Below are 11,381 nucleotides of genomic sequence, written 5' to 3'. Positions count from 1 at the left end.
CCCTTTGCCACGGGCGCTTACGTGCGCAACGTGCCCCGGAGCATTAAATAACGGACTTTTCATCCGCTGGCAACCTCTGGCTCTCCGTTGCGTGCCGGACTGCCCGCCTTGAGGGGTCCGCCGGGGGTGGCCCGCCGCCCTGGACGCGCCTCCCGCCAGCCTCCCCTCCGGCCGGCCGCGCCGATGCGCATGGACCCACGGGACAACCCCGCCCGACCTCTATAATCGGGCCCCTATGCCAGCGCCCACCTCCCCTCCCCGCAAGAAACCCCGCCTGCTGCTCCGCGTCCTGCGCTGGGCACTGCTGGCCGGCATTGTCCTCGCCATCGCCGCCGGCGCGGCTGCCGCGATCGTCTACCAGACGGTGTCCTCGAAGCTGCCGGAGGTGCACAGCCTGCGCGACATCGAGATGCAGGAGCCGATGTACGTGTACGCACGCGACGGCAAGCTGATGGCGCTGTTCGGCGAGATGCGGCGCTACCCGGTCAAGATCGAAGACGTGCCCGAGCGCCTGAAGCAGGCCTTCCTCGCCACCGAGGACGCGCGCTTCTACGAACACGGCGGCATCGATTACAAGGGCGTGGCGCGCGCGGTCTGGCTGTTGGCCAAGACCCGCGGCCAGGAGCGCGTGCCCGGCGGATCGACCATCACCCAGCAGGTCGCACGCCAGTTCTACCTGAGCACCGAGTACAGCTTCACCCGCAAGTTCGCCGAGATGCTGCTGGCGCGGAAGATGGAGCAGGAGCTGAGCAAGGACGAGATCTTCGAGCTGTATCTCAACAAGAGCTTCTTCGGCAACCGCTCGTATGGCATCGCGGCGGCGGCGGAGTTCTACTACGGCAAGGCGCTCGACCAGCTCGAGCTCGACGAGATCGCATCGCTGGCCGCGATCCCGAAGTTCCCATCCAGCGGCAATCCGCTGAGCAATCCCGAGCGCGCGCGCGAGCGGCGCGACGACTACGTTCTGGCGCGCATGCACGAGCTCGGCTTCATCAGCGAAGCGGAGTTCCTGCAGGCGCGCGCGACGCCGATGCACGCCAAGCCGCACGAGCGTCCGGTCGAGTCCTATGCACCGTACGTGGCGGAAATGGTGCGCCTGGAGATGGAGGCGCGCTTCGGCGGCGACGTGCTCAGCCGTGGCTACCACGTCACCACCACCATCGACCCGGTGATGCAGGCCGCGGCCGACCACGCCGTGCGCAGCGGCCTGGCCGCCTACGACCACCGCCACGGCTGGAGCGGCGCCGAGCAGAGCTTCGAGCTGGCGGCGGACGAGGATGCGGCCACCGCGAGCGCGCGGCTGCGCGGCATTCCAGCGCAGGGCGGGCTGCTGCCGGCCGTCGTGCTCGGCACGGGCACGGGCACGGCCGATGTGGTGCTGGCCGACGGCATCACGCTCACCCTGGATGCGGCGTCCAGCCGCTGGACGGGCAAGAATCCGGCCGCCCTGGTCAAGCGCGGCGACCTGGTGCGGGTGGCGCGGATCGAGAAGGCGGGCAAGCCCGCGGGCGACGCGGTCGTACCGCCCACGGTCACCTGGCAGCTCGACCAGCTGCCGCGCGGCCAGGCCACCCTGGTGTCGCTGGAGCCCGGCAACGGCGCGCTGCGCGCCCTGGTCGGCGGCTTCAGCTACGCCGGCAACAAGTTCAACCGCGCCACCCAGGCCCGCCGCCAGCCCGGTTCGAGCTTCAAGCCCTTCATCTACGCGGCCGCGTTCGAGCGTGGCTTCAATCCGGCCTCGATCGTGCTCGATGCACCGGTCGTGTTCCGCATGCGCCGCGGCCAGGAGTGGCGCCCGCAGAACTCCGATGGCCGCTTCCTCGGTCCGATGCGGCTGCGCGAGGCGCTGGTGCGTTCGCGCAACCTGGTGTCGGTGCGCCTGCTCGACGCGGTCGGCGTCGACTATGCGCGCCGCTACATCAGCCATTTCGGCTTCGAGGAATCGGAGCTGCCGCCCAACCTGTCGATTTCGCTGGGCACGCCGTCGCTGACGCCGCTGTCGGTTGCGCGTGGCTACGCGGTGTTCTCCAACGGCGGCTTCCGCATCGATCCCTGGTTCATCGACGAGGTGCGCGACCGCAACGGCGAGCTGGTGTACAAGGCCAATCCCGCCGTCGCCTGCCGCGGCTGCGCGGCCAACGAGCGCGGCGTCCAGGTGGCGCGCGCGAACGTGGTCGACGGCTTCAACCTCGGGCCCGCGCGACCGGTCACCGCTGCGGCCGAAGGTGACGAAACGGCCGCGGAAGCTCCCGTGGAGCTGCCCGAGGACGCGGTCCTGGCGCCGCGCGCAATCGACGAGCGCGTGGCCTACCAGCTGGTGTCGATGATGCGCGACGTCGTGCAGCGCGGTACCGGCGCGGCGGCCAAGGTGCTGGGGCGCGAGGACGTGGGCGGCAAGACCGGCTCGACCAACGACCATCGCGACGCCTGGTTCTCCGGCTTCGGCGGCAACCTGGTCACCTCGGTCTGGGTCGGCCGCGACGACAACCGTTCGCTCGGTTTCCGCGAATACGGTGGCCGCTCCGCGCTGCCGATCTGGATCGATTTCATGCGGGTGGCGCTGGAAGGCGTGCCGGTGGCGAGCAACGATCCGCCGCCGGGCATGGTCAAGGTCGCGGTCACCGCTGGCGGCCAGCTGCTCCCGACCACTGCTGGCGGCGGCATCGGCGAGTACGTGAAGGTCGAGGACCTGGAACGCATGGAAGCGCTGAACCCGTTCGAGTTCGACGACGTGCCCGCCGAAGAGGCGTTCGACATCTTCTGATCCGGACGCCGCCGCCGGCGCGCTTGACGTTGACGTTTTCCGGGGCTGGGTTACAGTCGGGACGTCGCAGGATCGGGGGACCGTGATGCACCGCGCCCGCCAGCACGCCGAAACCCGCACCCGCGAGCGCCGGCACCGCCTTGCCCACGAGGCCGCGCGGCTGATGGCCGAAGGCGGCATCCGCGATTACCACCAGGCCAAGCGCAAGGCGGCAGAGCGGCTTGGTTTCCACGACGACGCGTCGCTGCCGCGCAACCGCGAGGTCGAGGACGCGCTGCGCGAGTACCAGCGCCTGTTCCTCGGCGACAGCCACACCGACGACCTGCGCACCCGCCGCGAGGCCGCGCTGCACGCACTGGAGTTCTTCGCCCGTTTCGATCCGCGCCTGGTCGGACCGGTGCTCGACGGTACCGCCGATGCGCGCGCGCCGGTCAGCCTGCAGCTTTACTGCGACGATGCGGACGCGGTGGCACGCTTCCTCGAGGAGGCAGGCATCCCCGCCGAACTGCGCAGCCGACGGTTGCGGCTGGACCGGATGCGCGAGGGCGAGTTTCCGGCGTGGATGTTCAGCGCGGAAGATCTGGGCTTCGAACTGACCGTGCTGCCGGCGCTCGCGCTGCGCCAGGCGCCGCTGTCGGCCGTGGACGAGAAGCCGATGAAACGCGCCTCGGCCACGCAGCTGCGGCAGCTGCTGGCCGGGGACGAGGTCGCGGAGTAAATCGCGTCTCCAGCTGCGCGCTGAAACGCCCAGCCCGTGAAGAACACAACAGAAAAAACGCCCCGCGATGCGGGGCGTCCTGTGGCCGATCCGACGCGCTCAGCGCTTGCCGGAAGGCACGTAGTCGCGCACGTCGCTGCCGGTGTAGATCTGGCGCGGGCGCCCGATCTTGGCTTCCGGGTCGACCTGCTGTTCCAGCCAATGCGCGACCCAGCCGGCGGTGCGGCCGATGGCGAACATGACAGTGAACATTTCGGTCGGGATCTTCAGCGCCTTGTAGATGATGCCGCTGTAGAAATCGACGTTCGGGTACAGCTTGCGCTCGATGAAGTAATCGTCCTGCAGCGCGGCCTCTTCCAGGCGCATCGCCACTTCCAGCAGCGGATCGTCGACGCCCAGCTCGCCCAGCACCTTGTGGGTCATCTCGCGGATGATCCTGGCGCGCGGATCGAAGTTCTTGTAGACGCGGTGGCCGAAGCCCATCAGGCGGAACCCCGACTCCTTGTCCTTGGCCTTGGCGACGGCCGAGGCGACGTTCTTCGGATCGCCGATCTCCTCGAGCATCTTCAGCACCGCCTCGTTGGCGCCACCGTGTGCGGGGCCCCACAGCGCGGTGATGCCGGCGGCGATGCAGGCATAGGGATTGGCGCCGGTGGAACCGACCAGGCGCACGGTCGAGGTCGAGGCGTTCTGCTCGTGGTCGGCGTGCAGGATGAACAACAGGTCCAGCGCCTTGGACACCACCGGGTTCAGTTCCAGCGGCTCGCTCGGCACCTCGAACATCATGTGCAGGAAGCGGTCGACGTACTCGTGGTTGTTGCGCGGATAGCGGATCGGCCAGCCGATCGAATAGCGGTAGGCGGCTGCCGCGAGCGTCGGCACCTTGGCCAGCAGGCGGATCGCGGCCTGACGGCGCTGCGCCGGATCATCCAGGTCCAGGGTGTCGTGGTAGAACGCCGACAGCGAAGCCACCGTGCCGGCCAGCATCGCCATCGGATGCGCGTCGTAGCGGAAGCCGTGCAGGAAGTTCTTCAGCGTCTCGTGCATCATCGTGTGATGCGTCACCTCATGCTCGAACTTCGCGAACTCCGCCTGGTTGGGCAGTTCGCCATTCATCAGCAGGTAGGCCACTTCCAGGAAGCTGGAATGCTCGGCGAGTTGCTCGATCGGGTAGCCGCGATACAGCAGCACGCCCTTGTCGCCGTCGATGTAGGTGATCGCGGACTTGCAGCTGGCCGTGGCGGTGAAACCCGAGTCGTAGGTGAAGAGCCCGGTTTCCCTGGTCAGCTTCGAGACGTCGACACAGTCGTTGCCGAGCGTGGGTTTCAGGATGGGCAGGTCGACGGACTTGCCGCCGGCGTTCAACACGACTTTGTCGGACACGGATGTGCTCCTCGTGGTTCTGACGTACGGACGGGCCCGTGGAGCCCGGCGACGGCGGTACAGCGGCTACCGCAGCGCAGCAATTATCGCACAGGCGGTTTGAGCACCGACTCGGACTTTGGTCCTGTCCGTCATGGCGTGGCGACGGCCGGAGCTATGCGCAGCCGGCAGGCGGCATCCGGCACGGAGCGCCGGAAAACGGGGGCCTGAAACGACGACGACCGCCCGAAGGCGGCCGTCTGCATGCGTGACGGGGAACGGAACGTTCCCGCTGCGCTTACTTCGCGTAGCGACGCTTGAACTTGTCGATGCGACCGCTGGTATCCATGACCTTGTTCTGGCCGGTGTAGAACGGATGCGTGGCCGAAGAGACTTCGACCTTGACCAGCGGGTATTCCTTGCCGTCGTCCCACTTGATCGACTCCTTGGTGGAGGCGGCCAGCGTGGAGCGGGTCAGGAACTTGAAATCGGAAGTCACGTCCTGGAAGACGACTTCGCGGTATACGGGATGGATGTCGGCCTTCATGGCGGTAACACCGTGACATTGCGCAGGGAAGCCCGGCATTGTAGCGGCAGCCCCTACCCCGCGCAAGCGGCCCTTCAAGCGGCCCCCAGCGCACGCCGGACCCGGGTCTCGAAGGCCGCCTGGTCGTAGCGCAGCAGGATCCGCGCCGCGTCGGGGCGCCCGGTCTGCCGGTTCCAGTCGACCACGGTGGCGCCGCGGCCGGGGCCCTGCTCCATGCAGACCTGGAGCGGGCGCTCGGCGAGCTCCACGGCGCCGTCCGGCGCCAGCGCCCAGGCCATGGCCAGCGCATCCGCGGCGAACCAGCGGTCGCCGCGCCGGTCCGCCGACCATTCGCGCGTCTGCCTGGAAATGCCGTCGAAGAAGCGGCCGGCGGCAGACCCGGTGGCCAGCCAGGCTTCCACCTGCGCATGCGGCAGGCCATGCGCCAGGGTGGCGTCCCAGTCGGCCAGGTCCAGGCGCGGGAAGGCCTCGAACACCAGGTGCGCGGCCTCGGGGTCGAAGTAGACGTTGAACTCGGCCGCCGGGGTGATGTTGCCGCGCCCGGCCACCGAGCCGCCCATCACCACCAGGCGGTGCACGCGCTCGGGCAGGGTCGGATCGAGCTTCAGCGCCAGCGCCAGGTTGGTCAGCGGGCCGAGGGCGACCAGCAGCAGGCGTCCGGCGTGCGCGTGCGACAGGCGCAGGATCGCCAGCGCCGCGTGTTCCTGCGCTGCCGCGCGCGTGGCTGGTGTGTAGCCGGTATCGCCGAAACCGTCCTGGCCGTGGACATAGGCCGCGTCCGGCGCGGCGTGCAGCAGCGGAGCGGAGCAGCCGGCGAACACCGGCACGTCTCCGCGACCGGCCACCTCGCACAGCTTCAGCGCGTTGGCCACGGTATGGCGCAGGCCGACGTTGCCAGCCGCGATGGTCAGGCCGACGATCTCGTGGGCCGGGTCATCGAATGCCATCAGCAGGGCGAGTGCATCGTCGACGCCGGGATCGGTGTCGATGAGGAGTGGGACGGAGGTGTTCATGGCGTCACCGGAATCGGGAATCGGGAATCGGACGGCCTGAGGCCTTGTCATCCCGGGCGGAGCGAGGGATCCCATACAGGCAAAAGCAGATCCCTCACTTCGTTCGGGATGACATCGGGAAGGGGATGGCATCGGAAGATGGCGATCAGGCGCCAGCGTAGCGCGCCGCGCTGCCGATCCAGCGGTCCACTACACGGTCGGCGACCTCGGGCGACGCCTGCATCAACGCGTCTGCGATGCGGTGCGCGTCCGGCAGCAGGTCGGCATCGCGGGCCAGGTCCGCGATGCGAAAGCCGACCAGCCCGGTCTGTCTCGTACCCAGCAGTTCACCGGGACCGCGCAGCTCGAGATCCTTCTCGGCAATCAAGAATCCGTCGCTGGTGGCGCGCATGGTTTCCAGCCGCTGCCTGGCCATCTGCGACAGCGGCGCCTGGTAGAGCAGCACGCAGCTGGAGGCCTGGCTGCCCCGCCCCACCCGTCCGCGCAATTGGTGCAGCTGCGACAGGCCCAAGCGTTCGGCGTTCTCGATGATCATCAGCGAGGCATTGGGCACGTCGACGCCAACCTCGATCACGGTGGTCGCCACCAGCAGGTCGATCTCGCCACGTTTGAAGGCGAGCATCGCCGCCTGCTTCTCGCCCGCCTTCATGCGCCCGTGGACGAAACCCACGCGCAGTCCGGGCAGCGCCGCGGTCAGCTGCTCCCAGGTGGTCTGCGCCGCCTGTGCGACGACCTCGTCGCTCTCGTCGATGATCGTGCACACCCAGTACGCCTGCCTGCCTTCGGCACAGGCGGCGCGGATGCGCTCGATCAGCTCCGGCCGCCGCCCCGCACCGAGCACGACCGTCTGCACCGGCGTGCGGCCGGGCGGCAGCTCGTCGATCGCAGAAACATCGAGGTCGGCATAGGCGGCCATCGCCAGCGTGCGCGGGATCGGCGTGGCGGTCATCACCAGCTGGTGCGGCACGATGCCGGCAGCCGCGCCCTTGTCGCGCAGCGCAAGGCGCTGGTGGACGCCGAAGCGATGCTGCTCATCGACGATCGCCAGCGCCAGGTCGCGAAACAGCACGCCCTCCTGCATCAGCGCATGCGTCCCCACCACCAGTTGCGCCGCGCCGCTCGCGGCATCGGCCAGCACCGCGCGGCGCGCGCGCCCGGACACCTTGCCCGCGAGCCAGGCTACGCGCACGCCCAGCGGTTCGAGCCACGCGCGCAGGTTGGCCAGGTGCTGCTCGGCCAGCAGTTCGGTGGGCGCCATCAGCGCCGCCTGGCGGCCGCTGCCGATCGCGACCAGCGCAGCCAGCGCCGCAACCACGGTCTTGCCGCTGCCCACGTCGCCCTGCACCAGGCGCAGCATCGGCATCGCATTGCGCAGGTCTGCGCGGATCTCGGCGAACACGCGCTGCTGCGCGCCGGTCAGCGCGAACGGCAGCGATTCAAGCAGGCGCTGCAGCATCCCGCCGTCGTCGGCGAGCGCAGGCGCGGCGTGCGACTGCAGCGCGATGCGCTGGCGGCGCAGGCTCAGGTGATGCGCCAGCAGCTCCTCCAGCGCCAGGCGCCGCTGCGCCGGATGGGTGCCGGCGAGCAATGCGCCGACATCAGCGCCGCGCGGCGGCCGGTGCAGCGTGAGCAACGCCTCGCGCAGCGTCGGCATTCCCGGCCCGCACGCGAGCAGCATTGGCGCGGGCAGCAATTCCAGCACATCGTCGCCGGGGAGCCGGTCCAGCGCTTGCCCGACCAGGCGGCGCAGCGTCGCCGGCCCGATGCCTTCGACCGCCGGATACACCGGATCGAGCGCATCGCCAAGCTCGCCGTCCTCGCCTTCGGCCAGCACGCGATAGCTCGGATGCACGATTTCCAGCCCCTGCTGCCCGGGCCGCGGCGTTCCGTAGGCGCGCACGCGCGCGCCGACGCGGAACTGGTTGACCTGCTGCGAACGGAAGTGGAAAAAGCGCAGGACCAGCGTTGACCCGGAGTCGTCCGCGATCGCCACGCGCAGCATCGGCCGGTAGCGGAAGCCGCGCTCGACCGCCTCGACGCGGCCCTCCACCTGCGCCGCCACGCCCGGCTGCAGCTGGCGGGCCGGCGTGATGCGCGTGCGGTCCTCGTACTGGCGCGGCAGGTGCAGCCACAGGTCCTGCAAGGACAGCAGGCCGCGGGCGGCCAGCTTTTCCGCCACCGCCGGGCCGACGCCCGACAGCGTCTTCAGTGCGACATCGCCGCTGGCCGTGAGTGCGGGCGCTGGCTTCGCCATCCCGTCGCGGGGATCAGCCGAGCACCATCACCGCATCGACCTCGAACAGCACGCCCTTGGGCAGCGCGGACACCTCGATGGTCGAGCGCGCGGGATACGGCGCCTCGAAGTACTCGGCCATCACCGCATTGACCGCAGCGAACTGCGACAGGTCGGTGAGGTACAGGCCGACGCGGACGATGTCGGCCATCGAACCGCCGGCCGCTTCCGCCACCGCACGCAGGTTGTCGAACGCGCGGCGGGCCTGCGCGTCGATACCGCCTTCGACCACTTCGCCGCTGGCGGGGTCGAGCGGGATCTGGCCGGAGAAGAACACCATGTTGCCTGCGCGCGTGGCCTGCGAGTAGGGGCCGATCGCGGCAGGGGCCTGGTCGGTCTGGATCGGGGTACGGGGCATCGGGCGTCTCGGTTCGGGATGGATCCGATTATAGGTCGGCAACGCGGCGCACGACGGCGCCCGTCCTCGCTACAGGCGCCGCACTCCGTGCACCACCGCAAGCCTGCGGGTGCGGCGGATGACGTCGGCCAGGTGCTGGCGGTTGCGGACCTGGATCCCGAAGCGGATCACGGCGACGCTGGCGTCGCGCTCGAGGTACTCCACGCCTTCGATGTTGGAGTCGGCCTTGGCGATCGCCGCAGCCACTTCGGCCAGTGAACCGGGCCGGTTCTCGGTTTCGATGATGAGCGCGACCGGATACTCGCCGATGACCTCGCGGTCCCAGCCGATCGCCACCCATCGGTCCAGCGATTTGCGGTATTCGGCGACGTTGGGACAGTCAAGCCGGTGCACGACGATGCCCTTGCCGGCGGTGTGGTAACCCATGATCTCGTCGCCGGGGATCGGCATGCAGCAGTTGGCGAAGCTGATCACGCCGCGCTCGTGGCCGGTGATCAGGATGCGCTCACCGCGGGGGTGCATGTGCTCGCCGGCGGGGACCGTGCCCGTCGCATCCGTCTGCGCCAGCGCCATGGCCACCTGCGAGGGCATGCGGTTGCCGAGTGCGATGTCGGCCAGCAGTTCTTCCAGGCGCGGATAGCGCAGTTCGCCCAGGTAGGCATCCAGGCGCGCCTGCGGCAGTCGATCGAGCGGGGTGCCCATGTCCTCCAGCGCACGGTCGAGCATGCGATGGCCCAGCGTCACCGCGTCCTCGTGCTCTAGCTGCTTGAGCTGGGCACGGATCGCGGTGCGGGCCTTGCCGGTGGCCACGAACTCCAGCCACTGCGGTTTGGGCAGCGAGGATTTCGCGGTGACGATCTCCACGGTCTGCCCGCTGACCAGCTTGGTGCGCAGCGGCACCAGCTTGCGGTCCAGGCGCGCGGCCACCGCGGTGTTGCCCACATCGGTGTGCACGGCGTAGGCGAAGTCGAGCGCGGTGGAGTTGCGCGGCAGCGAGAGGATGTCGCCCTTGGGCGTGAACAGGTAGACCTCGTCCGGGAACAGGTCGACCTTCACGTTCTCCAGGAATTCCAGCGACGAGCCGGTCGCGCGCTGCGATTCGAGCAGGTTGGCGATCCACGAATGCGCGCGCGCCTGCGCCCCGCTGGGGGCCGTGCCGTGCTTGTAGGCCCAATGCGCGGCGATGCCGCGCTCGGCGATCAGGTCCATCTCCTCGGTGCGGATCTGCACCTCGATGGGCGAGCCGTACGGGCCGAACAGGACGGTGTGCAGCGACTGGTAGCCATTGGCCTTGGGGATCGCGATGAAGTCGCGGAAGCGCCCGTCCAGCGGCTTGTACACCGAATGCGCCACCCCAAGCGCGTGGTAACAGTTCGCCACGGAGCCCACCACGACACGGAAGCCGAACACGTCCATCACCTGGGCGAACGTCTTCCCCTCCGAGCGCATCTTGTTGTAGATGCTCCACGGCGACTTGACCCGGCTCACCAGCCGGTACTCCAGGCCTTCGCTGGTCAGCCGCTGCGCCAGCTGCGCCTCGATCTTGGCCATCGCCTCGCGCCGCAGCATCGGCTGCCCGCGGATGTGCTTTTCCAGGATCAGGTGGCGCAGCGGATGCAGCGCGTGGAAGCCGCGGTCCTGCAGCTCGGCCTTGATCAGGTTCATGCCCAGGCGCTGCGCGATCGGCGCGTAGACCTCCAGCGTCTCCAGCGCGATGCGCTCGCGCGCAGGACCCGGCTGGGCGCCAAGGGTGCGCATGTTGTGCAGGCGGTCGCTGAGCTTGATCAGGATCACGCGCAGGTCGCGCGCCATCGCCAGCATCATCTTGCGGAAGCTTTCGGCGGCCGCCTCCTGGCGGTTGCTGAAGGGCAGCTTGTCGAGCTTGGTGACGCCGTCGACCAGTTCGGCCACGGTCTCGCCGAACTCTTCGGCCAGCTGCGCGCGGGTCAGCGGCGTGTCCTCGATGGTGTCGTGCAGGATCGCCGCGACGAGGGTTTCAACGTCGACCTTCTGTTCGGCCAGCACCTGCGCCACCGCCACCGGGTGGGTGATGTAGGGCTCGCCCGACCTGCGCGTCTGCCCCGCATGCGCCGCCGCGCCCACCGCCCAGGCCCGCCGCAGCAGCACGCGCTGGTCGGCCGGCAGATATCCCGCCGCGCGCTCGAATACACGCACGTAGTCCGGCACGTCCTCCTCGGACGAAGGCACGGGCTGGATCAGGACGGGAGCGTCGGAAGTCATCCCCTGAGCCTAATTGGAAGGCAGGAAATAGGGAATGGGGAGGCACCGCGAATCGGGGTGGGGACAGGCGTGACCCCTCGCGTGG

The 11,381-nt window shown here is 69.2% G+C and carries 8 protein-coding genes; 2 read left to right on the top strand and 6 right to left on the bottom strand.

The features are described 5' to 3' along the window. The first annotated feature begins 235 nt into the window (after positions 1–235). Both ACW5EG_RS02865 and ACW5EG_RS02860 read left to right on the top strand, forming a co-directional pair. Positions 236–2,764 (top strand): penicillin-binding protein 1A, encoded by a 2,529-nt coding sequence (locus tag ACW5EG_RS02865; RefSeq protein WP_457020793.1) that lies wholly within the window; start codon positions 236–238, stop codon positions 2,762–2,764. An 85-nt stretch (positions 2,765–2,849) separates the two neighbouring features. Beyond that, positions 2,850–3,482, top strand: coding sequence for a hypothetical protein (locus ACW5EG_RS02860; RefSeq protein ID WP_457017263.1), 633 nt, complete (start codon positions 2,850–2,852; stop codon positions 3,480–3,482). A 99-nt stretch (positions 3,483–3,581) separates the two neighbouring features. Here ACW5EG_RS02860 and ACW5EG_RS02855 read toward each other — a convergent pair whose 3' ends face one another. From ACW5EG_RS02855 to ACW5EG_RS02830, 6 genes are all read right to left on the bottom strand, one after another. Then, positions 3,582–4,865 (bottom strand): citrate synthase, encoded by a 1,284-nt coding sequence (locus tag ACW5EG_RS02855; RefSeq protein ID WP_457017262.1) that lies wholly within the window; start codon positions 4,863–4,865, stop codon positions 3,582–3,584. A 277-nt stretch (positions 4,866–5,142) separates the two neighbouring features. After that, positions 5,143–5,391, bottom strand: a complete 249-nt coding sequence (locus tag ACW5EG_RS02850; RefSeq protein ID WP_457017261.1) for a type B 50S ribosomal protein L31 — start codon at positions 5,389–5,391, stop codon at positions 5,143–5,145. A gap of 74 nt (positions 5,392–5,465) precedes the next feature. Then, positions 5,466–6,404, bottom strand: a complete 939-nt coding sequence (locus tag ACW5EG_RS02845; protein ID WP_457017260.1) for a nucleoside hydrolase — start codon at positions 6,402–6,404, stop codon at positions 5,466–5,468. 145 nt (positions 6,405–6,549) lie between these two features. Further along, complete coding sequence (recG, locus tag ACW5EG_RS02840) at positions 6,550–8,658, bottom strand: ATP-dependent DNA helicase RecG (protein ID WP_457017259.1); 2,109 nt, start codon at positions 8,656–8,658, stop codon at positions 6,550–6,552. Between the two features lie 13 nt (positions 8,659–8,671). Further along, positions 8,672–9,055, bottom strand: coding sequence for a RidA family protein (locus tag ACW5EG_RS02835; RefSeq protein WP_457017258.1), 384 nt, complete (start codon positions 9,053–9,055; stop codon positions 8,672–8,674). A 69-nt stretch (positions 9,056–9,124) separates the two neighbouring features. Next, positions 9,125–11,296, bottom strand: coding sequence for a RelA/SpoT family protein (locus ACW5EG_RS02830; RefSeq protein ID WP_457017257.1), 2,172 nt, complete (start codon positions 11,294–11,296; stop codon positions 9,125–9,127). Between the last annotated feature and the right edge of the window lie 85 nt (positions 11,297–11,381).

This window comes from Luteimonas sp. A611 (genome assembly GCF_054072715.1).
The sequence above is the reverse complement of the archived record's forward strand: the minus strand, read 5'-3'. Positions and strand labels throughout refer to the sequence as shown.

Coding starts and splice junctions, on each gene's coding strand:
- ACW5EG_RS02865 (WP_457020793.1), top strand. CDS start 236: ATGCCAGCGCCCACCTCCCCTCCCCGCAAGAAACCCCGCCTGCTGCTC.
- ACW5EG_RS02860 (WP_457017263.1), top strand. CDS start 2,850: ATGCACCGCGCCCGCCAGCACGCCGAAACCCGCACCCGCGAGCGCCGG.
- ACW5EG_RS02850 (WP_457017261.1), bottom strand. CDS start 5,391: ATGAAGGCCGACATCCATCCCGTATACCGCGAAGTCGTCTTCCAGGAC.
- ACW5EG_RS02845 (WP_457017260.1), bottom strand. CDS start 6,404: ATGAACACCTCCGTCCCACTCCTCATCGACACCGATCCCGGCGTCGAC.
- recG (WP_457017259.1), bottom strand. CDS start 8,658: ATGGCGAAGCCAGCGCCCGCACTCACGGCCAGCGGCGATGTCGCACTG.
- ACW5EG_RS02835 (WP_457017258.1), bottom strand. CDS start 9,055: ATGCCCCGTACCCCGATCCAGACCGACCAGGCCCCTGCCGCGATCGGC.
- ACW5EG_RS02830 (WP_457017257.1), bottom strand. CDS start 11,296: ATGACTTCCGACGCTCCCGTCCTGATCCAGCCCGTGCCTTCGTCCGAG.